The sequence below is a fragment of the Streptomyces sp. NPDC027962 genome, assembly GCF_055566095.1.
The window spans coordinates 105,174-130,775 of the sequence record NZ_JBVHTA010000015.1; the positions used below are offsets into that span (position 1 = coordinate 105,174).

The 25,602-nt window shown below is 69.4% G+C and carries 23 protein-coding genes and 1 pseudogene; 14 read left to right on the plus strand and 10 right to left on the minus strand.

Annotated features, from left to right (window positions below; all coding sequences use genetic code 11):
• Nucleotides 1-111: 111 nt before the first annotated feature.
• Both ACZ4SA_RS16665 and ACZ4SA_RS16670 read right to left on the minus strand, forming a co-directional pair.
• Nucleotides 112-2,706, minus strand: a complete 2,595-nt coding sequence (locus ACZ4SA_RS16665) for a serine/threonine-protein kinase (RefSeq protein ID WP_468274782.1) — start codon at nucleotides 2,704-2,706, stop codon at nucleotides 112-114.
• Nucleotides 2,707-3,047: 341 nt separating this feature from the next.
• A complete protein-coding gene (locus ACZ4SA_RS16670) occupies nucleotides 3,048-4,754 on the minus strand; it encodes a glycerol-3-phosphate dehydrogenase/oxidase (RefSeq protein ID WP_468274785.1) in 1,707 nt (568 codons plus the stop codon).
• 240 nt (nucleotides 4,755-4,994) lie between these two features.
• Between ACZ4SA_RS16670 and ACZ4SA_RS16675 the strand changes: the two genes are divergently transcribed.
• Together ACZ4SA_RS16675 and ACZ4SA_RS16680 are read left to right on the plus strand one after the other, a co-directional pair.
• Nucleotides 4,995-6,218 carry a nucleotide sugar dehydrogenase gene (locus ACZ4SA_RS16675; RefSeq protein ID WP_468274788.1) on the plus strand — a complete coding sequence of 408 codons (1,224 nt, stop codon included), beginning with the start codon at nucleotides 4,995-4,997 and terminating at the stop codon, nucleotides 6,216-6,218.
• Between the two features lie 137 nt (nucleotides 6,219-6,355).
• Entirely contained in the window at nucleotides 6,356-6,838 is a 483-nt protein-coding gene (locus ACZ4SA_RS16680) for a hypothetical protein (RefSeq protein WP_468274790.1), read from the plus strand.
• 82 nt (nucleotides 6,839-6,920) lie between these two features.
• On the opposite strand, the gene ACZ4SA_RS16685 is transcribed toward ACZ4SA_RS16680, so the two are convergent.
• The 4 genes from ACZ4SA_RS16685 to ACZ4SA_RS16700 form a co-directional block, all read right to left on the minus strand.
• Complete coding sequence (locus ACZ4SA_RS16685) at nucleotides 6,921-8,045, minus strand: GuaB3 family IMP dehydrogenase-related protein (RefSeq protein WP_468274793.1); 1,125 nt, start codon at nucleotides 8,043-8,045, stop codon at nucleotides 6,921-6,923.
• A 102-nt stretch (nucleotides 8,046-8,147) separates the two neighbouring features.
• The gene (gene guaB / locus ACZ4SA_RS16690) at nucleotides 8,148-9,647 is read right to left on the minus strand and encodes an IMP dehydrogenase (RefSeq protein WP_468274796.1); all 1,500 of its coding nucleotides are present in this window, start codon (nucleotides 9,645-9,647) and stop codon (nucleotides 8,148-8,150) included.
• 138 nt (nucleotides 9,648-9,785) lie between these two features.
• Entirely contained in the window at nucleotides 9,786-10,373 is a 588-nt protein-coding gene (locus ACZ4SA_RS16695; RefSeq protein WP_468274800.1) for a sigma-70 family RNA polymerase sigma factor, read from the minus strand.
• A gap of 221 nt (nucleotides 10,374-10,594) precedes the next feature.
• A complete protein-coding gene (locus ACZ4SA_RS16700; protein ID WP_003948568.1) occupies nucleotides 10,595-11,206 on the minus strand; it encodes a response regulator transcription factor in 612 nt (203 codons plus the stop codon).
• A gap of 505 nt (nucleotides 11,207-11,711) precedes the next feature.
• Between ACZ4SA_RS16700 and ACZ4SA_RS16705 the strand changes: the two genes are divergently transcribed.
• Complete coding sequence (locus ACZ4SA_RS16705; protein WP_468274803.1) at nucleotides 11,712-12,035, plus strand: WhiB family transcriptional regulator; 324 nt, start codon at nucleotides 11,712-11,714, stop codon at nucleotides 12,033-12,035.
• Between the two features lie 193 nt (nucleotides 12,036-12,228).
• Here ACZ4SA_RS16705 and ACZ4SA_RS16710 read toward each other — a convergent pair whose 3' ends face one another.
• Entirely contained in the window at nucleotides 12,229-13,125 is an 897-nt protein-coding gene (locus ACZ4SA_RS16710) for a LysR family transcriptional regulator (RefSeq protein ID WP_468274806.1), read from the minus strand.
• 81 nt (nucleotides 13,126-13,206) lie between these two features.
• On the opposite strand from ACZ4SA_RS16710, the gene ACZ4SA_RS16715 reads away from it, so the two are divergent.
• The 4 genes from ACZ4SA_RS16715 (at nucleotide 13,207) to ACZ4SA_RS16730 (ending at nucleotide 16,664) form a co-directional block, all read left to right on the plus strand.
• Nucleotides 13,207-13,905, plus strand: coding sequence for an MOSC domain-containing protein (locus ACZ4SA_RS16715; protein ID WP_468274809.1), 699 nt, complete (start codon nucleotides 13,207-13,209; stop codon nucleotides 13,903-13,905).
• Nucleotides 13,906-14,097: 192 nt separating this feature from the next.
• Nucleotides 14,098-14,871 carry an SDR family NAD(P)-dependent oxidoreductase gene (locus tag ACZ4SA_RS16720; RefSeq protein ID WP_468274812.1) on the plus strand — a complete coding sequence of 258 codons (774 nt, stop codon included), beginning with the start codon at nucleotides 14,098-14,100 and terminating at the stop codon, nucleotides 14,869-14,871.
• Nucleotides 14,872-14,882: 11 nt separating this feature from the next.
• Nucleotides 14,883-15,911 carry a hydroxyacid dehydrogenase gene (locus ACZ4SA_RS16725; protein ID WP_468274815.1) on the plus strand — a complete coding sequence of 343 codons (1,029 nt, stop codon included), beginning with the start codon at nucleotides 14,883-14,885 and terminating at the stop codon, nucleotides 15,909-15,911.
• Between the two features lie 60 nt (nucleotides 15,912-15,971).
• Nucleotides 15,972-16,664, plus strand: coding sequence for an ester cyclase (locus ACZ4SA_RS16730; protein ID WP_468274817.1), 693 nt, complete (start codon nucleotides 15,972-15,974; stop codon nucleotides 16,662-16,664).
• 89 nt (nucleotides 16,665-16,753) lie between these two features.
• Here the strand turns inward: ACZ4SA_RS16730 and groL are convergent, their stop codons facing one another.
• The 3 genes from groL to ACZ4SA_RS16745 form a co-directional block, all read right to left on the minus strand.
• Nucleotides 16,754-18,382, minus strand: coding sequence for a chaperonin GroEL (groL, locus tag ACZ4SA_RS16735; protein ID WP_468274819.1), 1,629 nt, complete (start codon nucleotides 18,380-18,382; stop codon nucleotides 16,754-16,756).
• Nucleotides 18,383-18,497: 115 nt separating this feature from the next.
• Nucleotides 18,498-18,806 carry a co-chaperone GroES gene (groES, locus tag ACZ4SA_RS16740; RefSeq protein ID WP_005313390.1) on the minus strand — a complete coding sequence of 103 codons (309 nt, stop codon included), beginning with the start codon at nucleotides 18,804-18,806 and terminating at the stop codon, nucleotides 18,498-18,500.
• Between the two features lie 302 nt (nucleotides 18,807-19,108).
• Complete coding sequence (locus ACZ4SA_RS16745; protein ID WP_468274820.1) at nucleotides 19,109-20,137, minus strand: polysaccharide deacetylase family protein; 1,029 nt, start codon at nucleotides 20,135-20,137, stop codon at nucleotides 19,109-19,111.
• Nucleotides 20,138-20,227: 90 nt separating this feature from the next.
• On the opposite strand from ACZ4SA_RS16745, the gene ACZ4SA_RS16750 reads away from it, so the two are divergent.
• The 7 genes and pseudogenes from ACZ4SA_RS16750 (at nucleotide 20,228) to ACZ4SA_RS16780 (ending at nucleotide 25,579) form a co-directional block, all read left to right on the plus strand.
• The gene (locus tag ACZ4SA_RS16750) at nucleotides 20,228-21,406 is read left to right on the plus strand and encodes a THUMP-like domain-containing protein (protein ID WP_468274822.1); all 1,179 of its coding nucleotides are present in this window, start codon (nucleotides 20,228-20,230) and stop codon (nucleotides 21,404-21,406) included.
• A gap of 93 nt (nucleotides 21,407-21,499) precedes the next feature.
• Nucleotides 21,500-21,889, plus strand: coding sequence for a WXG100 family type VII secretion target (locus ACZ4SA_RS16755; RefSeq protein WP_468274823.1), 390 nt, complete (start codon nucleotides 21,500-21,502; stop codon nucleotides 21,887-21,889).
• Between the two features lie 30 nt (nucleotides 21,890-21,919).
• Nucleotides 21,920-22,219 carry a WXG100 family type VII secretion target gene (locus ACZ4SA_RS16760; protein WP_468274825.1) on the plus strand — a complete coding sequence of 100 codons (300 nt, stop codon included), beginning with the start codon at nucleotides 21,920-21,922 and terminating at the stop codon, nucleotides 22,217-22,219.
• Nucleotides 22,219-24,192, plus strand: coding sequence for an RNase A-like domain-containing protein (locus ACZ4SA_RS16765; protein WP_468274827.1), 1,974 nt, complete (start codon nucleotides 22,219-22,221; stop codon nucleotides 24,190-24,192). The genes ACZ4SA_RS16760 and ACZ4SA_RS16765 overlap by 1 nt, the downstream gene beginning before the upstream one ends.
• 4 nt (nucleotides 24,193-24,196) lie before the next feature.
• On the plus strand, nucleotides 24,197-24,907 hold the full coding sequence (locus tag ACZ4SA_RS16770; RefSeq protein ID WP_468274830.1) for a hypothetical protein: 711 nt from the start codon (nucleotides 24,197-24,199) through the stop codon (nucleotides 24,905-24,907).
• Nucleotides 24,908-24,919: 12 nt separating this feature from the next.
• A pseudogene (locus tag ACZ4SA_RS16775) lies at nucleotides 24,920-25,093 on the plus strand (RNase A-like domain-containing protein); the annotation flags it as partial.
• Nucleotides 25,094-25,189: 96 nt separating this feature from the next.
• A complete protein-coding gene (locus ACZ4SA_RS16780) occupies nucleotides 25,190-25,579 on the plus strand; it encodes a WXG100 family type VII secretion target (protein ID WP_468274823.1) in 390 nt (129 codons plus the stop codon).
• Nucleotides 25,580-25,602: the final 23 nt, after the last annotated feature.

Consider the following 25,602-nt stretch of genomic DNA (forward strand, 5'->3'; position numbering starts at 1 on the left):
CGCTGTCCCCCGGCCGGTCCCCGAACTGAGCAGGAAGCCGTCAAATCCGGTCGCTCAACGGCCCCTTGCGGCTGCGTACCGTCCGCGAGTTCTCACGATACGTGTCCTCGGTCAATCCTTGGGGCTGAACGTGGCGAACGCCGTCTTGCGCAGCGTCTCGCACTCCGCGCCGTTCCACTCGCTCGCCTTGCACGTGACCATGATCGAGTAGCCGCGCCTGGCGTCGACCTTGAAGCCCCTGTTGAGGACACGTACCCGCTGGCCGCTCTCGTTGCGCTCGAACTGCCAGTCGGCGACGGTCGGATAGCCCTTGTACTCGACCTTTCCGATGCCGAGGTGCTTGTAGCCGTTGCTCGTGGCGCTCACACCGGCGACGGCCGCCGACCAGGCCGCCGCCGCGTCGTCCTTGGGACTGCTGTTGAAGTCGACCTGCACGCGCGGGACCCCACCGTCGACGCTGAACTTCCCGCCCGAGTTCTGGCCCGCCACGCCCGTGAGCTTGAAGTCCTCGGGCATCGCCATGGTGAAGTGCCAACGGTCGTTGGAGACCATCACGTAGCCGGCCGGAAGGGCGGCCCCGCCGGCGTCATCGCCCTTGGGCTTCCCGGACGGCTGATCACCCGGCGTGCCCGTGCTGCCGCCGCCCTGGTCGTCCTTGCCGTCGTCCTTGCCCTGGTCCTTGCCGGGGTCGTCACCGCTGTCCGGGCCCGCGTCGCTGCCGGCACCGCCGGTGGCCTTGTCCTCTCCGCCGCCGGCGGTGGCGCCTGCGGAAGCGGCCTTGTCGCCCTTGCTCTGGTTGCCGGCGTCGTCGCCGTCACCGAGGGCGAGGACGAGGACGGTGGACAGCACGGCCAGCGCGGCGACGACGGCGATGATGATCAGCGTGCGGCGGGGCACCACATCGGTGAGCGGCGCCCGCACCGGCGCGGTCCGCCGGACGGAGCTGTCAGCAGCGGGCGCCGGCTTCGGCTCCGCCTTTGCCGCGGCGGCCGCGTTGCGCACGGAACGCAGCGCGCCACGCACCCGGTCAGCGGCCGGGTCCTTCCGTGCCGCCGGTGCCGCCGGTGCCGCAGGCGGCACCGGCGGCACGGAAGGAAGCCCGATGATGCGGGTCGCCTCCGGCGACGGCTCGGGCTCCGCGGCCGGCTCCGGCGCGTTCACCACCTGGGTGAGCAGGGCGCGCGCACCGGCGTCGTCGAGCCGCTGGGCCGGGTCCTTGGCGAGCAGGCCGTAGATGACCTCCTCCAGCGGGCCCGCGTTCTTGGGCGGGTCGAGCGGCTCGGTCATCACGGCGGTCAGCGTCGCGATCGCCGACCCCTTGTCGTACGGCGGGCAGCCCTCGACGCTCGCGTAGAGCAGGCCGCCGAGGGACCAGAGGTCGGCGGCCGGGCCCGGCTTGTTGCCGCGGGCGCGCTCGGGAGAGATGTACGACGGTGCGCCGACGAGCATGCCGGTCGACGTGATCGAGGGGTCGCCCTCGACCTGCGCGATGCCGAAGTCGGTGAGCACGACGCGGCCGTCACGGCCGATGAGCACGTTGGACGGCTTCACGTCACGGTGCAGGATGCCCTGGCGGTGCGCGGAGCGCAGCACGTCCAGGATCGCCAGGCCGACCTCGGCGGCCCGGCGGGGCGTGAGTGTGCCGTCCTCGCGTACGGCCTCGGCAAGGGACTTGCCCTCGACGAGCTCCATGACGATCCACGGGCGGTCGTCCTCGTCGACGACGTCGTAGACGGTCACGGCGCTGTTGTTGCGGATGCGGGCGATGGCCTTGGCCTCGCGGAGGGTGCGCGTGATGAGCCGGCGCTTCTCGTCCTCGTCGATGCTGTTGGGGAAGCGCAGCTCCTTGACGGCGACCGTGCGGCCGAGCGTCTCGTCGACGGCTCGCCACACCGTGCCCATGCCGCCACGTCCGAGGACGCCGCCCAGCCGGTAACGCCCGGCGAGCAGCCGCCCTTCCGCGGGTCCGGCGCCGCTGCCCTTGAGGCCCGTCGTCGTCCCCGAGGCCCCGGACCCCGCGGCGCTCCGCGTCTTCGTACCCTCACCGGGCTTCGCAGCGGCCGCCCGGCCCGCCGTGCCGGAGTCCGCTCCGGTTGCTCCGGGCTTCCCGCCCTGCCCGGCGTCACCCGTCGCGGCCTTGACGCCCATGCCTGCAGCACCTGCAGCGCCCTCGGCGCCCACCGCGCCGGCAGCAGGCTTCTCGGCAGAGGCGGCCGCCCCTGCCTCGCCCGGGGCACCGGTGTCACTGCTCTTCGCGCCTGCCGCTGCCTGGCTTTCGGCCTTCGCGTCCTCGGTGGAATCCGCGCTCCCGTCGGCGTCGGCGGACTCCTGACCAGGCCCGTCGGCGTCTGCGTCGGCGGACTCCTGACCAGGCCCGTCGCCCTGAGCGCCCGTCACGGACCCACCCTCGGGCTTGCTTCCGGCACCGGCGTCGTTCTCGGCCCTCTTCGAGTCGGCCGCGTCCTGCGTCGTGCCGCTGCCCTGCGCCTTCGTGGGGCCGCGCGTGGTGCCACCGGCTCCGGCGTCCACGTCGGCCACGGTCCCGGTGTCCTTGTCGTCGCCGGCGTGAGCGTCCTCGCCCACGGCCTCGGGGGCCGCGTCGGCATCGGCGGACTTCGAGTCCGCCGCGCCCGCGGCAGAGCCCGCACTCTCGCCGGCGAAGCCGGCCCCCCGCTGGGGCTCCCGCGACTGCTCAGCCTCCGACATGCGTCCCCTCTGCGATCCCTGATCTTCGCCCGCGCCTGCCGCTTTCCGCGCGATGCGGTAACCCGCCCTGGCAGAGCGCCCATTGTCCCTCACTCCGGGACCGGTATGTCGCCCGGGTCCACCCTGTGGAGCATCGGGGCTCACACCGATGCGGCACCCACCATGCCACTACTCGCCGTGAGGCCCTCCCCTGCGCTGGTCGGGGGCGTGTCCCCTCCCGTCAACAGCCCACGCTTCAGCCCGGCTTGCGCCGCATCAGGGTTCGACGCAGCCGGGCCACGTCCCGTGTCCCAAGACCGGAACCTGGACCGGATCCCCCGAAGACGGAACGACGGGACCGATCAGAGCGGCACGATCTCAGGCGCTCCCAGCCTCGCCGCGTCCGCCGTCAAGTCGTCGGGCTGCCGCTGCGACTCACGCTCCGCCTCCACCCGCTTCTCGTAGTGCTCGACCTCCTTCTCGATCTGGGCCTTCTCCCAGCCGAGCACCGGAGCCATCAACTCGGCGCACTCACGGGCGCTGCGCGCCCCCCGGTCGAACGTCTCGATCGAGATGCGGGTGCGCCGCGTCAGCACGTCGTCGAGGTGGCGGGCGCCCTCGTGCGACGCGGCGTAGACGATTTCGGCCCGCAGATAGTCGTCCGCGCCGCCGATCGGCTCGCCGAGCGTCGGGTCGCCCGCGATGAGGTCGAGCAGTTCCTCGGTCATCGCGCCGTAGCGGTTCAGCAGGTGCTCGACGCGCACCACATGAAGGCCCGTGCGCGCCGCGATCCTTGCTCTGGCGTTCCACAGGGCGCGGTAGCCCTCCGCGCCGAGCAGCGGAGTGTCCTCCGTGACGCATGCGGCCACCCGCTGGTCGAGGCCGTGCACCGCTGCGTCCACGGCGTCCTTCGCCATCACGCGGTACGTCGTGTACTTCCCGCCGGCCACGACCACGAGCCCCGGCACGACGTGCGCCACCGTGTGTTCCCGGGACAGCTTGCTCGTCGCGTCCGACTCGCCCGCGAGCAGCGGCCTCAGCCCCGCGTACACCCCCTGGACGTCGTCCCGGGTGAGCGGCACGGCGAGCACCGAATTGACGTGCTCCAGCAGGTAGTCGATGTCGGCGCTGGAGGCGGCGGGGTGCGCCTTGTCGAGGTCCCAGCCGGTGTCCGTCGTGCCGACGATCCAGTGCCGCCCCCAGGGAATGACGAACAGCACGGACTTCTCAGTCCGCAGGATCAGCCCGGTCGTGGAGTGGATGCGGTCCTTGGGCACCACGAGGTGGATGCCCTTGGACGCCCGCACGTGGAACTGTCCGCGCTCCCCGACGAGCGCCTGGGTGTCGTCCGTCCACACCCCTGTGGCGTTGACGACCTGGCGGGCCCGGATCTCGTACTCACCGCCGCCTTCGACGTCGAGCACCCGGGCGCCGGCGACCCTCTCGCCCTCCCGGAGGAAGCCGACCACCCGGGCGCGGCTGGCTACTTGGGCGCCGTAGCTCGCGGCCGTGCGCACCAGGGTCGTCACATAGCGGGCGTCGTCCATTTGTGCGTCGTAGTACTGCAGGGCGCCGACGAGGGCGTCCTTCTTCAGCGCGGGCGCCACCTGCAAGGCCCGCCGCCGCGAGAGATGCCGGTGCATGGGCAGCCCCCGCCCGTGGCCGGAGGACACCGACATCGCGTCGTACAACGCGACGCCCGAGCCCGCGTACAACCGCTCCCAGCCCTTGTGCTGCAGCGGGTAGAGGAACGGCACCGGTTTGACCAGATGCGGTGCCAGCCGCTCCAGCAGCAGTCCGCGCTCCTTGAGAGCCTCTCTGACCAGGCCGAAGTCGAGCATCTCCAGATACCGCAGTCCGCCGTGGATGAGCTTGCTGGACCTGCTCGACGTGCCGGACGCCCAGTCGCGCGCCTCGACCAGGCCGGTCGACAGGCCGCGGGTCGCCGCGTCGAGCGCGGTGCCCGCTCCGACGACGCCGGCGCCCACCACGAGCACGTCCAATTCACGCTCGGCCATCCCGGCGAGCGCCTCCGCGCGCTCTCCGGGTCCCAGTGTCGCTGTCCTCACCGTTGCCTCCCGTCGCCCCGTGGGCCCCCTGCGGTCGGTCACAACATCGAACTCACACCTTTGATTCTGTCCGCACTCGCCGACTTCAGCCACTGCCTGTGGATAACACTCGGTCGACCACAAGCCCACAATGCGACATAACGTTCATATTTACGCCTAGTCTGACATTGCGCCTGCCCGTTCCGCCCACAGGGCTTGCGTCCACTGTCCCCTTCGGCTATGGGAAGGACGGCCACCGCCATGCCCGCAGATCTCGCCGTCATCGGACTCGGACACCTCGGTCTGCCGCTCGCCCAGGCCGCCGTGGCCTCCGGCATCGAAACCATCGGCTACGACCCCGACCCACGCCAGCTCGCAGAGCCCGCCGCGGGAGTGACACCCGCCGACATCCGGCGCATGCTCTCCGGCGGCTTCCGTACCGTCACCGATCCGGTCGAGCTCGGCCGGGTACGCACGGCGGTCATCTGTGCCCCCACCCCCCTCGGCACGGACGGCACGCCGGACCTGACCCCCCTCGCCGGCGCCGCGCGCGCCCTCGCGTCCCGCCTGCGTCCCCACACCACCGTCCTGCTGGAGTCGGCCGTCGAGCCCGGCACCACCGAGGACTTCCTGCGCCCGCTGCTCGAGGAGGGCTCCGGTCTGCGCGCCGGCCGGGACTTCCACCTCGCCTACTCCCCCAGCCGCACCGATCCGGGCCGCCGCACGCACGGGTACGCCAACACACCCAAGGTCATCGGCGGCCTCACCCCCGCCTGCACGGAATCCGCCGCCGCGTTCTACGCCCGCCTCACCGACAAGGTCGTCCGCGCGCGCGGCCTGCGCGAGGCCGAGACCGTCAAGGTCCTGGAGACGAACTTCCGGCACGTCAACATCGCCCTGGTCAACGAGATGTCGGTGCTCTGCCACGACCTGGGCGTCGACCTGTGGGACGTCATCCGCTGCGCGGAGACGAAGCCCTTCGGCTTCCAGGCCTTCCGTCCCGGCCCGGGCGTCGGCGGCCACGGCGCTCCTCTGGACCCCGGAGACGCCCCCGGCCGCCCCCTGCGCATGGTCGGCCTCGCCCAGGAGATCAACGCCCGCATGCCCCAGTACGTGGTCCGGCGCTGCGCCACCCTCCTCAACGAGCACGGCAAATCGGCTCGAGGCGCCCGCGTGCTGCTCCTGGGCGTCACCTACAAGCCGGACCTTGCCGACCTGCAGGGCTCACCGGCGACCGAGCTCGCCCGCCGCCTGACGGACCTGGGCGCGTCCGTCAGCTACCACGATCCCTACATCCCCGACTGGCGCGTGGACCAAGTCCCGGTCCCGCGGGCCGAATCGCTCTACGAGGCCGCCGCCGCCGCGGACCTGACGGTGCTGGTGCAGCACCACCGCACGTACGACCTCCAGGGCCTGGCGGTCAAGGCCCAACTCCTGCTCGACACAAGGGGGGCGACCCCGGCCGGCGCGGCACACCGCCTCTGATCCCCTCTCAGGCGCCCGCTGCCGCCCGCGCAACGGTCGCACAACCGAATGTCGCTCTGCCGGACCTGACTGCTAGTCTCCGGGACCGCCGCCCGCACGCTCGTGCGAGGCGCTCGATTCCCAGGGGGACATTCACCATGAGCCAGCCCGTCACGCCTCCGTCCGGCAACCCGTTCGCCGGTGGCGAGCAGTACGCGCCCGCCCCGCCGCCCGCGCCGGTGCGCAACAACGTCGGCCTCGGCATCGTCGCCGCCGTCGTCGCGGCCCTGGTCAGCGCCGGCGTGTACGGCGCCATCGCCGGTTCCATCGAGCGGGAGATCGGCTACGCGGCCATCGGTGTCGGTTTCCTCATCGGCTTCGCCGCAGCAAAGGTCGGCGGCCCGAACCCGGTCCTGCCCGTCGTCAGCGCCGTCCTCGGCATCGGCGCCGTGTACCTCGGCCAGCTGGTCGGTATCGCGATGATCCTCAGTGACATCGGCAGCTCGTTCGGCGAGATCTTCTTCCAGCACTTCGGCGACCTGACGGACGTGTGGAAGGAAGCGGCGGACGGCATGACGTACGTCTTCCTCGTCATCGCCGCGGTCACCGCGTTCGCCGGCGCCAGGAAGGCCAACTCCTGACGCCCGCAGCAGACAGGGAAAGGCCCGGCGCATAGGGTGCCGGGCCTTTCCCGTTCGCGCGGTCCAGCCGCGCACGACGTCGTCAGCGGCTGTGTTGCGAATCCGCCACCGTCACCTCGACGCGCTGGAACTCCTTGAGCTCGCTGTAGCCCGTCGTCGCCATCGCCCGGCGCAGCGCGCCGAAGAAGTTCATCGAACCGTCGGGGCTGTGCGACGGCCCGGCGAGGACCTCCTCGGTGGTGCCCACGATGCCCAGGTCGACGAGCTTGCCGCGCGGCACGTCCTCGTGGACCGCCTCCATGCCCCAGTGGCGGCCCTTGCCCGGCGCGTCGGTCGCACGCGCCAGCGGGGAGCCCATCATCACGGCGTCCGCGCCGCACGCGATCGCCTTCGGCAGGTCGCCGGACCAGCCCACACCGCCGTCGGCGATGACGTGGACGTAACGGCCGCCGGACTCGTCCATGTAGTCGCGACGGGCCGCGGCCACATCGGCGACGGCGGTCGCCATCGGGACCTGGATGCCCAGCACGTTGCGCGTGGTGTGCGCGGCGCCGCCGCCGAAGCCCACCAGGACACCGGCCGCGCCGGTGCGCATCAGGTGCAGGGCGGCCGTGTAGGTCGCGCAGCCGCCCACGATGACCGGCACGTCGAGCTCGTAGATGAACTGCTTGAGGTTCAGCGGCTCGGCGGCGCCCGACACGTGCTCGGCGGAGACGGTCGTGCCGCGGATGACGAAGATGTCGACGCCGGCGTCGACGACCGCCTTGGAGAACTGGGCGGTGCGCTGCGGGGAGAGCGCGGCGGCGGTGATGACACCGGAGTCGCGCACCTCCTTGATGCGCTGCCCGATCAGCTCCTCCTTGATGGGAGCGGAGTAGATCTCCTGCAGCCGGCGCGTGGCGTTCGCCTCGTCCATCTCGGCGATCTCGTCCAGCAGCGGCTGCGGGTCCTCGTACCGGGTCCACAGACCCTCGAGGTTCAGTACGCCGAGGCCGCCCATCTCGCCGATGCGGATGGCGGTCTGCGGGGAGACCACCGAGTCCATCGGCGCGGCGAGGAACGGCAGCTCGAAACGGTAGGCGTCGATCTGCCAGGCGATCGAGACCTCCTTCGGGTCCCGCGTGCGCCGGCTCGGTACGACGGCGATGTCATCGAACGCGTACGCCCGGCGGCCGCGCTTGCCGCGCCCGATCTCGATCTCAGTCACGATGTGTGGCCTTTCCCTCTACGTCTGCGGTCCCAGTATCCCCGACACACATGGGAGGGGCGGCCCCAGAACCCCTGGGGCCGCCCCTCGCCGAGCCTGCGCCTACTTTCTGCTGTAGTTCGGCGCCTCGACCGTCATCTGGATGTCGTGCGGGTGGCTCTCCTTGAGGCCCGCCGAGGTGATGCGCACGAACCGGCCCTTGCTCTCCATCTCGTCGACGGAGGCCGCCCCGACATAGCCCATGGTCTGGCGCAGGCCGCCGACGAGCTGGTGCAGCACGGCCGAGAGCGGACCGCGGTAGGGCACCTGGCCCTCGATGCCCTCGGGGACGAGCTTGTCGTCGGAGGCCACCTCGGCCTGGAAGTAGCGGTCCTTGGAGTACGAACGGCCCTGGCCGCGGGACTGCATCGCGCCGAGCGAGCCCATGCCGCGGTACGACTTGAACTGCTTGCCGTTGATGAAGAGCAGCTCGCCCGGGGACTCCTCGCAACCCGCGAGGAGGCTGCCGAGCATGACCGTGTCGGCACCGGCGGCCAGCGCCTTGCCGATGTCTCCGGAGTACTGCAGGCCCCCGTCGCCGATCACCGGGACACCCGCCTCGCGGCATGCCAGCGCTGCCTCGTAGATCGCGGTGACCTGCGGGACTCCGATGCCGGCGACCACACGGGTGGTGCAGATGGAACCGGGTCCGACGCCGACCTTGACGCCGTCCACACCCGCGTCGATCAGGGCCTGGGCGCCGTCCCGCGTCGCCACATTGCCGCCGATGACATCGACGCTTACGCTCGACTTGATCTTCGCCATCCAGTTGAGGGCGTTGCTGTTGTGCCCGTGCGAGGTGTCGACGATCAGGAAGTCGACGCCCGCACCGGCCAGAGCCTGGGCACGCTCCAGCGCCTCCGGGCTCGCGCCGACGGCGGCACCGACGAGCAGACGGCCCTCGCCGTCCTTCGCCGCGTTCGGGTACTGCTCGGCCTTGACGAAGTCCTTGACCGTGATGAGGCCCTTGAGGATGCCCGCGTCGTCGACCAGCGGAAGCTTCTCGATCTTGTGGCGGCGGAGCAGCTCCATGGCGTCCACACCGGAGATGCCGACCTTGCCCGTGACCAGCGGCATCGGGGTCATGACTTCGCGCACCTGGCGCGTGCGGACCGACTCGAAGGCCATGTCACGGTTGGTGACGATACCGAGCAGCTTGCCCGTGGCGTCGGTCACCGGCACACCGCTGATGCGGAACTTGGCGCACAGGGCGTCGGCATCGGCAAGCGTGGCGTCGGGGTGCACCGTGATCGGATCCGTGACCATGCCGGACTCGGAACGCTTGACCAGGTCGACCTGATTGACCTGATCCTCGATGGACAGATTGCGATGCAGCACGCCCACGCCGCCCTGGCGCGCCATCGCGATCGCCATGCGGGACTCGGTGACCTTGTCCATCGCCGCCGAGAGCAGCGGGATGTTCACCCGTACGTTCCTGGAAACACGGGACGAGGTGTCGACCGCGTTCGGAAGCACTTCCGACGCACCCGGCAGCAGCAGCACATCGTCGTAGGTCAGCCCGAGTGTCGCGAATTTCTCGGGCACTCCGTCGACGTTGGTCATGACACCTTCCCCAAATGGCCTTGATCCGTGCGGATGTCCATGCTAACGGCCCAAGCAGCCGTCTCATTCCACGATCAAGATCGACGAGCAGCTTTGTACGTTCGCACGATGGTCATACGCATGCGACCGCGACCCGGTTCACTGCCCGGCCAGCGCCCGCAGCCTGCTGAGAGCGCGGTGCTGTGCGACGCGCACGGCTCCCGGCGACATGCCGAGCATCTGCCCGGTCTCCTCCGCGGTGAGCCCGACGGCGACCCTGAGCACCAGCAGCTCCCGCTGGTTCTCCGGCAGATTGGCGAGCAGCTTCTTGGCCCACTCCGCGTCGTCGCTGAGCAGCGCGCGCTCCTCCGGGCCGAGCGAGTCGTCCGGCCGCTCGGGCATCTCGTCCGACGGCACGGCCGTCGATCCGGGATGGCGCATGGCCGCCCGCTGGAGATCGGCGACCTTGTGGGAGGCGATCGCGAACACGAAGGCCTCGAAGGGCCGTCCCATGTCCTTGTAGCGCGGCAGCGCCATCAGCACCGCTACACAGACTTCCTGAGCGAGGTCCTCGACGAAGTGACGCGCGTCGCCCGGCAGCCGGTTCAGCCGCGAGCGGCAGAAACGCAGCGCGAGCGGATGGACGTGCGCCAGCAGGTCGTGCGTCGCCTGCTCGTCGCCGTCGACGGCACGGTGAACGAGTGCACCGATGGCACCCTGGGCGGTCACCGCCTCGTCGTCGCGCATCGGTCCATGGTGCCCTGGCCGCCGGTCGCCCGTGACACCGCGCCCCGTGTTGTGCACCGAAGCGTTATGAGCAGGCGCGCCGGAACTCATCTCCTGCGCCCTCCCCTCCCGCTCGACCGACTTGTCCCCGAGGAACTCCACACCTCAAGGATGCGGCATCGCGCGGGAAACGGATGCCCTCGGGCATCCGTCACCCCCGTGCCGCTTCATTCTCACCGTGTTCAGCGGACCAGACCCCAGCGGAATCCGAGCGCCACCGCATGCGCCCGGTCCGAGGCGCCGAGCTTCTTGAACAGCCGCCTGGCGTGCGTCTTCACGGTGTCCTCGGAGAGGAAGAGCTCCCGGCCGATCTCCGCGTTGGACCGGCCGTGGCTCATACCTTCGAGGACCTGGATCTCACGCGCGGTGAGCGTCGGCGCGGCGCCCATCTCCGCCGAGCGGAGCCTGCGCGGCGCGAGCCGCCAGGTGGGGTCGGCGAGCGCCTGGGTGACGGTCGCGCGCAGCTCGGCGCGCGAGGCGTCCTTGTGCAGATAGCCGCGGGCGCCGGCGGCGACCGCGAGGGCGACGCCGTCGAGGTCCTCGGCGACGGTCAACATGATGATCCGCGCGCCGGGGTCGGCGGAGAGCAGCCGGCGCACGGTCTCGACGCCGCCCAGTCCGGGCATGCGTACGTCCATCAGAATCAGGTCCGAACGATCCGCACCCCAGCGGCGGAGGACTTCCTCGCCGTTGGCCGCGGTCGTCACGCGCTCGACGCCGGGCACGGTCGCGACCGCGCGGCGGAGCGCCTCTCGGGCAAGCGGGGAGTCGTCGCAGACGAGGACGGATGTCATGGCCGCCCTCCGCAGCTGATGCGCGTCACCTTGAGCCTCCAGGCTGGGTACGTTTCTTCACCTGTGCGGTTGAACGCTGTCGGACATGTGCCCGAGAGCTTGTTATTTCAACCGCCTCGGACCTTTCAACGACGGTCACTCGAAAGAGTTACGGGTCGGACGGAGCTCTTCCACACGCTGCGTGAGGGGCTCGATCGATACGCGTGATGACCCACCGGGCGGGATACGAGGGGCATCCGGGGGCGGCGTGAAGGTTTCAGGGTTCGCCGACAGTGCACTCGGACCGTTCACAAGCGGGCCCTGCCCCATTCAGCGGCTTTTCTTCCCTTTTTCCGGTGTCTGTGGCTAGATTCGCAATGAGTCATATTTACATCTACTTACACAGCAGATGTACGGTCGTTGGCACGGAGCGTGGTGCCGGATCCGGCGCACGCCCGGTCGGCGCCCCGCCCGGTTCCGACCTGGTCCTCTATCCACCCACCACGGTTTCAAGGGGATATGCGCCATGGCAGATTTCTCTCGCCTTCCCGGGCCCAACGCCGATCTGTGGGACTGGCAGCTCCTCGCGGCATGCCGTGGGGTCGACAGCTCGCTCTTCTTCCACCCGGAAGGCGAACGAGGCGCAGCACGCAGTGCGCGTGAGAACTCGGCGAAGGAGGTCTGCATGAGGTGCCCGGTACGGGCGGAGTGCGCGGCACATGCACTGGCCGTGCGAGAGCCCTACGGCGTCTGGGGCGGGCTGACGGAGGACGAGCGCGAGGAGCTCATGGGACGGGCACGTCATCGGCTGATCCCGGCCACCAGCGCGGGTGGCGCTGCGGGGAACTGACCTGCACACCGAAACACTTAAGGAAGAAACGTTCCTGCACCGCCATTGCTTCGCTGCCCTTGCCCCCTTCTGCCCGGTGGACCCCATGATGCGCACCTGCTTCGGCCCCCGGCCCCATACGGCCGGGGGTCTTTGACGGTCACGGCCGCGCCCTGCGCCGGTGGGAGGCTGCGGGACATCTGCGCCGGCTCGGTCAGCGGGAGGCCGCGCGGGACAGTTCGGTCAGCGTCGCCGCGACCGCCGGGACCTGCGCCAGGTCGGGCAGCGTGAGCGCGACGATCTCACGGTGGACGGCCGGCTCCACCGCCACCGCACGAGCCCCCTTGGGCAGCACCGACTCCAGCGCCAGCTCGGGCAGCACGGCGACGCCGAGGCCCGCACCGACCAGGCCGACCACCGCAGGGTAGTCGTCGGTCGCGAAGTCGATGCGCGGGCTGAAGCCCGCCTCCGCGCAGACGTCCACCAGTTGCCGGCGGCAGCGCGGGCAGCCCGCGATCCACGACTCCTCCGCCAGGTCGCCGATGGCGACGGCATCCGACGCGGCGAGCCGGTGCCCCTCCGGCACCAGACCCACGAGCCGGTCGGTGAGAAGCGGCCTGACAACCAGGTCGTCCCATTCCGCCTCCGCGCCAGGTGTGCCGTAGCGGAACGCGAGCGCCACGTCGCAGTCGCCCTCACGCAGCATCTCGACCGAGCGCGGCGGCTCGGCGTCGACCAGGGAGACGCGGGTGCCCGGATGTGCGGCACGCAGCGCCGCGAGGGCGGTCGGCACCAGCGTGGAACTGCCGCTGGGGAAGGACACGAGGCGGACCCGCCCGGCCCTCAGCCCCGCGATGGCCGCGACCTCCTCCTCGGCCGCCGTCAGCCCGGCGAGGATGCCGGACGCGTGCCGTACGAGCGCCTCGCCGGCCTGGGTCAGGCGCATTTCCCGGCCGGTACGGATGAGGAGCGGCGTGCCCGCGGAGCTCTCGAGCGCCTTCATCTGCTGGCTGACGGCCGGCTGGGTGCAGCCCAGTTCGCGGGCGGCCGCGGAGAACGAGCCGGTGGCGGCGACGGCACGCAGGACGCGGAGGTGGCGGGCTTCGATCACAGCGCCCAGCATAAGGGACTCTTGGGGGCGGCGGCGATTATCGAGTGGTCTCTTTGAGGTGCCTCGGTTAGCGTTCCGGGCATGAAGCTTCTGACCGTGAACGTGGGGCGGCCCACAGCCGTCGCGTACACCGATGCGCAGAGCGGCACGACCGGGATCGACAAGCGTCCGGTCGACGGGCCCGTCCGGGTGACCGACCCCGGCCCCAAGGGCGAGGGCGGAAGCGGACTGTCCGGTGACGCGGTCTGCGACCTGCGCCACCACGGCGGGACGGACCAGGCCGTGTACGCCTTCGCACGTGAGGATCTCGACGCCTGGGAGCGGGAGTTGGGCCGCCCGCTCACCAACGGCACGTTCGGGGAGAACCTCACGACGAGCGGAATCGACGTCACCGGCGCGAAGGTCGGTGAGCGCTGGCGTGTGGGCGACTCGCTGGTGCTCGAGGTGACCTGCGGCCGTATTCCGTGCCGGGTGTTCGCGGGCCGGCTCGGCGAGAAGGGCTGGGTGAAACGCTTCACGCAGAACGGTGCCTGCGGCGCGTATCTGCGGGTGATCGAACCGGGCGAGATCCGTGCGGGCGACCCCGTGGAGATCGTGCACCGGCCGGACCACGACGTGACGGTGGCGATGGCGTTCCGGGCCGAGACCACCGAGCGCGTGCTGCTGCCCCAGGTGCTCGCCGCCGGCGAGGCGCTCCACGCCGAACTGCTGAAGAACGCTCGCGAGTATGTCGCCAAGTGCGGGCCTGCCGAGCCGGGGGCGGTCGCCGGGACGGCATGAGGGAAGCCACCTGGTCGCCGGGGCGCTCCCGCCCCACTCGGACGCCGAAGTGTCCACGGCCGGCGCCGGATTCACCCGGGAACTGCCGTTCCGCCACTCGCCCAATCGATCAGGTCCGGCGACGGCACCCGTGGCTTGCAGGCGGGGACGGTGCGTATGCCGCCCTCACCCGCGGGGCATTAACGTGCGCCTATGACGACTGCACTGATCACGGGAGCGACCGCGGGCATCGGCGCCGCCTTCGCGCGGCGACTGGCGGCCGAAGGCCACAACCTCGCGCTGGTGGCCCGCGACACCAAGCGGCTGCAGGAACAGGCCACCGAACTGCACGACCGACACGGCATCGAGGCGGAGGTGCTGACCGCGGATCTGTCCGAGGAGGACGGGCTCACTGCGGTCGAGACACGGCTCGCGGACCGCACGCACCCCGTCGACCTGCTGATCAACAACGCTGGTTTCGGGAACAAGGGACGCTTCCTGGAAGTCTCCATGGCCGACGAGCTGACGATGCTGAAGGTGCACTGCGAGGCGGTGCTGCGGCTGACGTCGGCGGCGGCGGAGTCGATGCGCGAGCGCGGCCGGGGCGGCGTGGTGAACGTGGCATCGGTCGCCGCGTTCATGCCACGTGGCACCTACGGGGCGTCGAAGGCCTGGGTCGTGCAGTTCACCCAGGGCGCTGCCCGTGACCTGGCAGGCTCGGGCGTACGCCTGATGGCGCTGTGCCCCGGTTTCGTTCGGACCGAGTTCCACCAGCGGGCCGGGATGGGCACGGACAACATTCCGGGCTGGATGTGGCTGGACGCCGACAAGCTGGTGGCGTCGGCGCTGGCGGACCTGGCCAAGGGGAAGTCCTTGTCCATCCCCGACCCGCGGTACAAGGCGCTGATGGGGATGGTGAAGCTGGCGCCGCGCGGCCTGCTCGGGGGCGTCAGCTCGCGAGCAGGCCGTAAGTACGGTCCGCAGTAGAGGGGGTCCCGATGGACCAGGCCACTGACCGTCGCCCCTCGCTGCTGCTCGCGATGGGGCCCGGCGTCGCCGACCGGCTCCTCGCCGACCGCCACCGCGCGCGTCTCGCCGCGCTCTTCCGCACGGACCCGCAACTGGTCGCCCACGACCTGGCCGCCCCGGCGGCGGACGTGGCGGCCGCGCTCGCCGAGGCCGACGTCCTGCTGACCTGCTGGGGCGCTCCGGAGCTCACCGCGGAGGTCCTGGCGTCCGCGCCGCGGCTGCGCGCCGTGGTCCACGCCGCCGGATCCGTCAAGCACCACATCACGCGGGCCTGCTGGGACCGCGGCATCACCGTGACCTCGGTGGCGGCCGCCAACGCCATGCCCGTCGCGGAGTTCACCCTCGCCGCCGTGCTCTTCGCGGGCAAACGCGTGCTGCCCACGGCCCGGCGGTACGCCCAGCTGCGCGCGGAACACGACTGGCACACGGAGTTCGACGGCACGGGCAACTACCACCGTACGGTCGGGGTGATCGGCGCCTCCCGCATCGGGCGTCGCGTGATCGAGCTGCTGCGGCCGTTCGACCTGCGCGTCGTGCTGTACGACCCGTACGTGGACGACGCCGAGGCGGCCGCGATGGGCGTCGAACGCACCGGTCTGGAGGACCTCTGCGCCCGCGCCGACATCGTCACCGTGCACGCTCCGCAGGTGCCGGCCACCCGCCACATGATCGGCGCCCGGCAGCTGGCCCTGATGGCCGACGGCACGACCCTGATCAACACCTCCCGGGGCTCGCTCGTCGACGAGGACGCCCTGCTCCCGGAGCTGGTCGCCGGGCGCCTGGACGCCGTACTGGACGTCACGGAGCCCGAAGTGCCGTCCGCCGGATCGCCGCTGTACCACCTGCCGAACGTGCTGCTCACCCCCCACATCGCCGGTTCGCTCGGTGGCGAGCTGCACCGGTTGGCCGACCGGGCGCTGGACGAGCTGGAGCGGTTCGCGGCCGGTCTGCCTTTCGCCGATCCGGTGCGGCCGGCGGACCTGGAGACCTCGGCCTGACCGAACAAATGCCGCATCTTTCACTAAAATGGTGGCATCCCGTCGCCCCTGGGAGGCGCCATGAAATTCGTACAGATCATCGACTACAAGACCGCTGACTTCGACGGCATGAACGCCGTCATGGACAAGTGGGTCGAGCAGACCAAGGGCAAGCGGACCACCGGTCACGCAGTAACGGGCAGGGACCGTTCCGCGAGCAACCACTACGTGGACATCGTGGAGTTCGACTCGTACGAGGATGCGATGAAGAACTCCCATCTCCCGGAGACCGACAGGATGTTCCAGGAGATGGTGTCCCTCTGCGACGGCATGCCCTCCTTCACCGACCTGGACGTGGTCCGTGAGGAGCAGATGAACGCGGCGACCGCACGGCGTTTCTTCCACGAGATAGCCGTCGGAGGGAATCTGGACGCCATCGACGAGGTGTTCGCCGCCGACTACATCGACCACGACATCGCCAACGAGCAGGAGAGCGAAACCGGCAAGGACGTCATCCGCCGCGACGTCGCCAACTGGCGCAGCGCCTTCGACTTCACCTTCGAGCTCGACCGCCAGGTGGCTGAGGGCGACGACGTGGTGCTGCTGTGGACCTGGAACGGCAAGCACAAGGGCGAGTTCCAGGGCATTCCGGCCACCGGCGAGCAGTGCGTCATGACCGGGACCACCGTCTTCCGCTTCGACAACGGGAAGATCAAGGAAGGCTGGTGGCACATGGATCTGATGCGCCTGATGCGTCAGCTCGGCGCGATGTGACCGCCCCGGTCCGCCGGTACCGGCGGACACGGGAAAGCCCCCGCCCCCGCGCAGAAGGCGGGAACGGGGGCCTTTCGTGACGCGATGCGTCAGTGGCTGTGGCCGTGACCGTGGCCGTGGCCCGCGTCGCCCTCTTCCTCGGCCGGCTTCTCGACGACCAGGGTCTCGGTCGTGAGCAGCAGGGAGGCGATGGACGCGGCGTTCTCCAGAGCGGAGCGCGTCACCTTGACCGGGTCGATGACGCCGGCCTTGACCAGGTCGCCGTACTCACCGGTCGCGGCGTTGAAGCCGCTGCCCGCCTCGAGCTCGGCCACCTTGGCGGTGATGACATAGCCCTCGAGCCCGGCGTTCTCCGCGATCCAGCGCAGCGGCTCGACGGCGGCGCGGCGGACGACGGCGACACCGGTGGCCTCGTCGCCCTCCTTGCCCAGGTTGCCCTCGAGCACCTTCACGGCGTGGACGAGCGCGGAGCCACCACCGGAGACGATGCCCTCCTCGACCGCGGCGCGGGTCGCGGAGATGGCGTCCTCCAGACGGTGCTTCTTCTCCTTCAGCTCCACCTCGGTGGCGGCGCCGACCTTGATGACGCACACGCCGCCGGCCAGCTTCGCGAGGCGCTCCTGGAGCTTCTCGCGGTCCCAGTCGGAGTCGGTGGACTCGATCTCGGCCTTGATCTGGTTGACGCGGCCGGCCACGTCCTCGGAGTTGCCGCCACCGTCGACGATGGTGGTGTCGTCCTTGGTGATGGTCACGCGACGGGCGGTGCCCAGCACGTCCAGACCGGCCTGGTCGAGCTTGAGACCGACCTCCTCGGCGATGACGGTGGCACCGGTGAGGGTGGCCATGTCGCCGAGCATCGCCTTGCGGCGGTCGCCGAAGCCGGGGGCCTTGACGGCCACCGCGTTGAAGGTGCCGCGGATCTTGTTCACGACCAGGGTGGAGAGGGCCTCGCCCTCGACGTCCTCGGCGATGATCAGCAGCGGCTTGGAGCCACCCGCCTGGATGACCTTCTCCAGCAGCGGCAGCATGTCCTGGATGGACGCGATCTTGCCCTGGTGGATCAGGATGTACGGGTCGTCGAGGACGGCCTCCATACGCTCCTGGTCGGTCACCATGTACGGGGACAGGTAGCCCTTGTCGAAGGCCATGCCCTCGGTGAAGTCGAGCTCCAGACCGAAGGTGTTGGACTCCTCGACGGTGATGACACCGTCCTTGCCGACCTTGTCCATCGCCTCGGCGATGAGCTCGCCGACCTGCTGGTCCTGCGCGGAGAGCGCGGCCACGGCGGCGATGTCGGCCTTGTCCTCGATCGGACGGGCGGTCGCGAGGAGCTCGTCGGAGACGGCCTTGACCGCGGCGTCGATGCCCTTCTTCAGGGCGGCCGGGGAGGCGCCGGCGGCGACGTTGCGCAGACCCTCGCGGACCAGGGCCTGGGCCAGCACGGTGGCGGTGGTCGTACCGTCACCCGCGATGTCGTTGGTCTTGGTCGCCACCTCCTTCACCAGCTGGGCGCCCAGGTTCTCGTACGGGTCCTCGACCTCGACCTCGCGGGCGATGGTGACACCGTCGTTGGTGATGGTGGGAGCGCCGAACTTCTTGTCGATGACGACGTTGCGGCCGCGGGGGCCGATCGTCACCTTGACCGTGTCGGCAAGCTTGTTGACGCCGCGCTCGAGGGCGCGACGGGCGTCCTCGTCGAACTTCAGGATCTTCGCCATGGGAGCGGTTCAGCCCTCTCGGAAAGTCGTGTTCAAAGAACCGCGCCCCTCGCCGCCCGGCAATCCGCGGGGTGACCAGGGGCGCAGCTCAAAGCAATGCAGGTGAAGCCGGTGCTTACTTCTCGACGATCGCGAGCACGTCGCGGGCCGAGAGGACGAGGTACTCCTCGCCGCTGTACTTCACTTCGGTGCCGCCGTACTTGCTGTACAGCACGATGTCGCCGGTCTTCACGTCGAGCGGCAGGCGCTCGCCGTTCTCGAAGCGGCCCGGGCCCACTGCCAGGACGACGCCCTCCTGGGGCTTCTCCTTCGCAGTGTCCGGAATGACCAGGCCAGAGGCCGTGGTCTGCTCGGCGTCGAGCGGCTGGACCACGATGCGGTCCTCGAGCGGCTTGATGGCAACCTTGGAGCTGGCGGTCGTCACGATCCGACCTCCCCCTTCGGAGATCACGGGGTTAACTGATCTGAGGTGGCGACCAGGTCGATCCGTCGTCGCGGGTGCCGGACCTGCCCGTCGCTGTGTTGGCACTCTCACTGGGGGAGTGCCAGAGCTGAGACTATGACTGCGATTAGCACTCGGTCAAGCGGAGTGCCAATGTGGCGGCGTCCGAGTCGACGGATCCCGACACGGAGAACGCCGGGACGGCACTCGCGGTTCCGCGCGCCGGACCACTTTCGGACCCTGCTTCGCGCACTTCGCGCCACTACGTGCCGCCCGGACCACGCTCAGACGTAGTCCTCGAGCTTGGCCACGGCGTAGCCCTTCTTCGTCACCATGTCCACGACCCGCCGGATCATGTCCGGCATGCTGCCCTTCCACTCGTTCTTGCCGCGGAAGTGAGTGAGGATGATGTCGCCGGGATGCAGGTCCCTGTCCCACTCGCGCCACTCCATGTGATCGGGGAAGGCTTCGGCCGCCCACAGCGGCACGGCCTCGATCCCGCATTTCTTGGCGACGCGCAGCGTGTTCCTGTTGTAGTTCCCGTACGGTGGCCGCATCAGCCGGGGCCGCTTCCCGTACCGCTTCTCCAGCTTGTCCTGCTGGCCACAGATCTCACGCTTTTGCTCGGAGTACGAAAGACCGGGCAGGTAACGGTGGCTGAGCGTGTGGTTGTGCAGCGCCACCCCTCGGTCCTGCATCTTCTCGAAGTAGCCGTAGTCGTCGTCGATGACGTAGTCGGTGAGGAAGGCGCTGTACGGGATCTGCAGGTCGGACATCATCCGCAGCAGCTCGGGGTCCTTCTCCGCACCGTCGTCGATCGTCAGGAAGACGACCTTCTCCTTCGTCGGCACGGTGGTGAAGACGGGCGGCAGATCGTCCCCTCCCTTCACCTCGAACCCCTTACGAGTGGTGATCTCCGGCTTTTCGGAGGGCGGCGGGGGTGCGGCGAGCGGGGTCCGCTCGAGTCCCCACTTCTTCGCGGCGGCGGCGCGGGCCTTCTGGGCGCGCTTGACCTTCTCCGAGTGCGCGGAGCGCGCGTCCGCGGCACCACCTTCCTTCGCGCTCTTCTTCCCGCCCCCCTCGGCACCCTCTTTCTCGCCTTGCTTTCCACCCTGCTTCTGCGCCTGGGGGCCCCGTGCGGCCTCCTGCCCGGCCGGAGACTTGGCCTGTGACGAGGACGGCGACTTGGCCGGAGCGGCAACGTGCGCCCCCTCGGTGGCGCAGCCCGAACCGACCGCCGCGACGATGAGCGCGGCCAGGGCCGCGCGGGCCCGATAAGCCCTCAGTTTTCCTGTTTGTCTTACTAGCTGCATGCCGCCGCATCCTGTCAGCGCCCGGCCCGCTCACCGGCCCGACACCGCCACCGTGAGCGCACCATCCCCCAGCTGGCCCACAATGGCCCGGTGAACGACCTCGATCCGCTCGCCGCCTTTTCCGCACTGCGCACCGAGGAGGGCGGAGCGCTGCTGGCCTCGCTGGCCTCCTACGACCCGGCCCAGGAACTTGCCGTGGCCACGCGACTGCGCCGCGAGCACCCGGCGGAACTGGTCTCCGCCGCCCTCGGGCAGGCACGCCTGCGCCAGCGGGCGGTGGCGAAGTTCGGCGAGGAGGACGCCCGCCGGATGTTCTTCACCCCGAACGGCGTCGAACAGTCCACCCGCCGCTCGGTCGCCGCCCACCGGGCCGACCGCTTCGCGGCCCTCGGCGTCCGCAGCGTGGCGGACCTGTGCAGCGGTATCGGCGGAGACGCGCTCGCGCTCGCGCGGGCCGGCATCTCCGTACTCGCAGTGGAACGCGACCCGCTCACCGCGGAAGTCGCACGCGCGAACGCGGAAGCACTCGGACTCGCCGACCTGATCGAGGTCCGCTGCGCGGACGTCACGGACATCGACACGTCCGCGCACGACGCGGTGTTCGTGGACCCCGCCCGGCGTGGCGGCCGCGGCCGGATCTTCGCCCCGGAGGCGTACTCGCCACCCCTGTCATGGGCCGTGGGCGCGGCCCGCGCGCGCCCCCGTGCCGCGCTCAAGATCGCCCCCGGCATCCCTCACGAGGCGATCCCCGAGGACGCCGAGGCGGAGTGGATCTCGGACGGCGGCGACGTGAAGGAGGCGGTGCTCTGGTTCGGCACGACCCCCTCCACGGTCCGCGCGACCCTCCTCCCCGGCCCGCGCACCCTGACCGGCCGCGCCCTCCCCGACCCGCCCGTCCGCAGGGCCGGCCGCTACCTGTACGAGCCGGACGGCGCCGTCATCCGGGCCCACCTCGTGGCGGAGGTCGCGGAGACCGTCGCCGGCGGCCTGCTCGACGAGACGATCGCGTACATCACCTCCGATGAACTGCACCCGACGCCCTACGCGACGTCCTACGAGATGACCGACGAGCTTCCCTTCAACATGAAGAAGTTGAAGGCGCTGCTGCGCGAACGCGAGGTCGGCAACCTGACGGTGAAGAAGCGGGGCAGCGCGGTGGAACCGGAAGAGGTCCGCCGCAAGGTCAAGCCCCACGGCCCGAACGCGGCGACGGTCTTCCTGACCCGCGTGGCGGGCGCCCCGACGATGCTGATCGGCCGCCCCCTGTAACCGGCCTCACGGAGCCTCCGGATCTGCAACCGCCATGCTGTCGCCGGGCGTTGTTAGAGTCCGAAGGATGTTCGACGAGCGCTTGGAGGAACGATGGTCGACAAACCCGATCTCGATGTCTCCGACGACGACCTGACCAGACTCGCCGGCGACCTCGACGCGATGCAACGCCACCTGGACAACCAGGTACGACGGATGGACGCGGTCGTCGACGGGATCGAAGCGGGCTGGAAGGGCGAGGCGGCCAAGGGCTACCGGGCCCTCCACCAGGGTGCGGCCGAGGACGCCGTGAGGATCCGGGAAATCCTCAGGGTGCTCGAATCAGCGATGCGGATGAGCCGGGACGGCTTCACCGATCAGGAACTGGACACCCTGCGCCGCATGCGCTCGGCCGAGAGCCGGGTGGACGCCGCCCGCGAAGCAGCCGAACTCTCCGAGGGCACCGCTTCTTTCACACCAGCCAGCCGAATACTCGACGTCTGACAAACACCAGTCCACGGGGGCACCACAGACATGGCCGACGACTACATAGGCGTCAGCTTCAGCACACTGCGCGAAGCGGCCGTCGAACTCGAGGACATCCTCAAACAGCTCAACCTGCGCCTTGAAGACCTCTACACCCGCACGGAGAAAGTCGTCCTCACATGGAAGGGGGACGCCCGCGACGCGTTCGTCGAGGAACTGGACCAGTGGGACAAGCAGATGCAGGACCTGGAGGCCGCCCAGGCCTGGCTGCACGAGGTGATCACCACAGGCCACGCAAACTACGCAGAGGCCCACAGGGCCGTGCTGCGGGGCTGGGGAGGGGCCTGATGGCCACGCCTACGCCCAAGCCGTCGCCGTCGGCTACGCCACCTGCGAGCGAGGTTCCTGATGAGTCGCCGCCTCAGGGCCGTGAACCTGCGCCTTCTCCAGGCACCTCACCCGACCCGGATTACAAACCGACACCGCCCGCGACCGAGTGGGACGGCCGTCCGAGCGACAAGCGCCGCAAGTGGGAACGCGAACAGCTCAAGCCGGCCGCGCCGAGCGCCAATGGCGGGTTCGACATCAGGACCGGCCACGTCTATTACACGTCTGCACTCATCCGTGACGAACAGTTCAACTTCCACAAGGCAGCGACACACCTGGTCGATTCCATAGGTGGGTGGGGTCAGACCCAGGTCGCAGGTCGAGGCCATGGCGCGGACGCTTTTGCCGACGCGTACGCGGACGTGGCGGAGCATTGCCTAAGGCTCTGGTCGAAGTGCATCGACAGCATCGGCGGTGTCGCGGTCGGCCTCACGGAGACGGCGAACAACTACATGAGGGCCGACTGGGCCTCCCGCCAGGCCAATCGCCGCCATCAAATCGAGGCGCCTCCCCTCCGACCGCCACCCATCGGAGTTGGCAGTGTCACCTACGGACCCGCTTCGTCGATCAAATGGACCGGTACCGGGGATGCCAGTGGTCCCTTGCTCGCGTGGGCGGGTAACGGACCTGACTGGCTGGCAGAACAGATCGATGAGGCCATCGAGCACGTGCTGAGACTGGGCAAGACGGTCGAAGTCACCCCTGGCCCGTGGACCGACGACCTCCGCGCCATCGGAGACGCCTGGGAATTGGCAGGGAAGGTGGCGAAAAAATCTGCCGGCACCTTCATCGCCACCATTTCTTATCTCACGGACAGCAGCAACAGCGAGTGGCAGGGCGCGATGAATGCATTCTGCCAGTCGATATGGGGAACGACAGCATGGGGCCAAAACCGCTACGAGGACGGCACCACGGTCCCTAGGGGCTCCTCCGACGGCAGGGAGTGGCGAACCAATTCCAGGGTGTCACCGGAAACCCGCCAGCCCATCATCGAGATCCTCGAGAAGACCGGGAACAGGGTCCGCGACGCATTCCATGATGCCGCCGATGCCGCGGACAAGTCGAAGGCGACAACTTCGCGGCTCGCGAAGGAGGCCGCCGACGCCACCCTCAAGGACCTGACAATCGGTCTGGACCTCGGGGAACTGACCCGACTCGGCGCAACCCTGGCGTTCGGCGAGATCACGGCGACCTTCGCCTCGCACATGAACAAAGCAGGCGCCGACGCCGCAGTGGACGCGCAGCATGCAGCTTTCCACAGTGCGGCCGCCGAGATACGAGCGCTCCTCCCGGAACTGGACGAGGCGCTTTTGAGCGCGCCGACCTTCGAGGCGGAGGAGGCCCGAGCCCGTGCATTCGGGGCCCGCGCCCTCGACGAGTTCAAACCACGGCACCGATGGACCCAGCCTGGCCATACTGATCTCGGTATCTATCAGATCGACCTGGCGTCCACAGAGTGGCTGGAGAACTCGCACACGGCAGCTCGTCATGTCGGGCTCACGGACGAGCAGCTCGCCCAACGCCTGCGTGACGACCTCAAGAAGGGCCCACGACCCGTCGTAGAAGGGCAGCCGCCACCCGCATGGCCGCACGGCCAGCCTTACCCGGCAAACGCCTCGACGTTCAAAGACCTCGACTCGGCGCAGCGAGCTACTCAGTACAACATCGACGAGAACTCAAAAGAGATCAAGGCCTGGATCACAAGTCAGCGGTCCGATCCTGACGGAAAGCCCCTTGATCTGACGGTGGACAACACACCGTACGGTGCAACGGGAAGGAGTATTGACCGACAGCACATGCGGGACGATCCCTTTCCCGCGAGCAAGGCCGAGGACGCCTACGGCGTCAAGACTAAGCTCGTCTTCAACGACAACCTCGATCCGCCTTTCGTCGTGATGACGTCCATGCCAATAGCCGGGCAGAAGGAGAACTGACACCATGCCGCCACCAGCGCAGGATCTGTCCGATTACTTCCGGCTCTCCGGGGCCAGGTCCCTCCTCAAGCCATTTCGTCACCAGCTGCCGGTAGAATCCGACCGATGGCAGCCCGTTGTGGCGCCGATGATCCGTGGAATGTACTACGCCGGCAAGGGCGGCGGACGAAATCTCTGGGAAATCGCCGCCGAACTCCGCTTGGCGGCCGATCTCTTCGACATCGCCTCGTCAGAGAACTCGCCGGTTCCGAAGAACATTCCGCAAGCCAGCCCGACAGATCGGACTCCTGTCGTTCTGCGAGAGATTGCCGACTATGTCGAGGACTGGATCTCGATTCCCAAAGGCAAGATCACGGCCACGACGTCAGAGCTTGCCCTGCGCTTCCCGCGCCTCATCCCTATGCTCTCCATCTACTTCGGTCAGGACGGTTCCGCGATCTCCGACGAAATGAGCGGATCCACGATTGAGGAAGGCATCCAGATGTGGATCGACCAGGTCCACCCAAAGTGCCCCTGGGAACTCCCCGGCGTAGCCGGGGAGTGCTACGAGGCGCTGGCTCTCTTCCATGACGAAGACACCCTCGACCGTTTCTTCGCCCAAGAGCACGGCGGGGGTTCGGGAGAGCCGGATTTCGAGGAGTTGCTGCCGCTGCTGGCCCAGGCCTGCATCGACCACATGAAGGCCCACCACCCACCCGTATGGAAAAGGCGATAGGTACCACCACCCATGCGAACCCGTTCCGCCACCTACGGCGACCGGCAGACCACCCAGTGGGCGACCCAGCAAGTCCTCATGGCCAATGAGCAGGCCGTCCACCGCTAGCTCGCCCAGTCCACCCGGCAGCGCCTGACCATCGAGGCCGCCTGGCCGTCACGGCCCGAGCCCGTCGGCCGCCCCCTGTAACCGGCCTCACGGAGCCTCCGGATCTGCAACCGCCATGCTGTCGCCGGGCGTTGTTAGAGTCCGAAGGATGTTCGACGAGCGCTTGGAGGAACGATGGTCGACAAACCCGATCTCGATGTCTCCGACGACGACCTGACCAGACTCGCCGGCGACCTCGACGCGATGCAACGCCACCTGGACAACCAGGTACGACGGATGGACGCGGTCGTCGACGGGATCGAAGCAGGCTGGAAGGGCGAGGCGGCCAAGGGCTACCGGGCCCTCCACCAGGGTGCGGCCGAGGACGCCGTGAGGATCCGGGAAATCCTCAGGGTGCTCGAATCAGCGATGCGGATGAGCCGGGACGGCTTCACCGATCAGGAACTGGACACCCTGCGCCGCATGCGCTCGGCCGAGAGCAGAGTCGACGCCGCCCGCGAAGCAGCCGAACTCTCCGAGGGCACCGCTTCTTTCACACCAGCCAGCCGAATACTCGACGTCTGACAAACACCAGTCCACGGGGGCAC

Coding starts and splice junctions, on each gene's coding strand:
- ACZ4SA_RS16665 (WP_468274782.1), bottom strand. CDS start 2,706: ATGTCGGAGGCTGAGCAGTCGCGGGAGCCCCAGCGGGGGGCCGGCTTC.
- ACZ4SA_RS16675 (WP_468274788.1), top strand. CDS start 4,995: ATGCCCGCAGATCTCGCCGTCATCGGACTCGGACACCTCGGTCTGCCG.
- ACZ4SA_RS16680 (WP_468274790.1), top strand. CDS start 6,356: ATGAGCCAGCCCGTCACGCCTCCGTCCGGCAACCCGTTCGCCGGTGGC.
- guaB (WP_468274796.1), bottom strand. CDS start 9,647: ATGACCAACGTCGACGGAGTGCCCGAGAAATTCGCGACACTCGGGCTG.
- ACZ4SA_RS16695 (WP_468274800.1), bottom strand. CDS start 10,373: ATGCGCGACGACGAGGCGGTGACCGCCCAGGGTGCCATCGGTGCACTC.
- ACZ4SA_RS16700 (WP_003948568.1), bottom strand. CDS start 11,206: ATGACATCCGTCCTCGTCTGCGACGACTCCCCGCTTGCCCGAGAGGCG.
- ACZ4SA_RS16705 (WP_468274803.1), top strand. CDS start 11,712: ATGGCAGATTTCTCTCGCCTTCCCGGGCCCAACGCCGATCTGTGGGAC.
- ACZ4SA_RS16715 (WP_468274809.1), top strand. CDS start 13,207: ATGAAGCTTCTGACCGTGAACGTGGGGCGGCCCACAGCCGTCGCGTAC.
- ACZ4SA_RS16720 (WP_468274812.1), top strand. CDS start 14,098: ATGACGACTGCACTGATCACGGGAGCGACCGCGGGCATCGGCGCCGCC.
- ACZ4SA_RS16725 (WP_468274815.1), top strand. CDS start 14,883: ATGGACCAGGCCACTGACCGTCGCCCCTCGCTGCTGCTCGCGATGGGG.
- ACZ4SA_RS16730 (WP_468274817.1), top strand. CDS start 15,972: ATGAAATTCGTACAGATCATCGACTACAAGACCGCTGACTTCGACGGC.
- groL (WP_468274819.1), bottom strand. CDS start 18,382: ATGGCGAAGATCCTGAAGTTCGACGAGGACGCCCGTCGCGCCCTCGAG.
- ACZ4SA_RS16745 (WP_468274820.1), bottom strand. CDS start 20,137: ATGCAGCTAGTAAGACAAACAGGAAAACTGAGGGCTTATCGGGCCCGC.
- ACZ4SA_RS16755 (WP_468274823.1), top strand. CDS start 21,500: ATGGTCGACAAACCCGATCTCGATGTCTCCGACGACGACCTGACCAGA.
- ACZ4SA_RS16760 (WP_468274825.1), top strand. CDS start 21,920: ATGGCCGACGACTACATAGGCGTCAGCTTCAGCACACTGCGCGAAGCG.
- ACZ4SA_RS16765 (WP_468274827.1), top strand. CDS start 22,219: ATGGCCACGCCTACGCCCAAGCCGTCGCCGTCGGCTACGCCACCTGCG.
- ACZ4SA_RS16770 (WP_468274830.1), top strand. CDS start 24,197: ATGCCGCCACCAGCGCAGGATCTGTCCGATTACTTCCGGCTCTCCGGG.
- ACZ4SA_RS16780 (WP_468274823.1), top strand. CDS start 25,190: ATGGTCGACAAACCCGATCTCGATGTCTCCGACGACGACCTGACCAGA.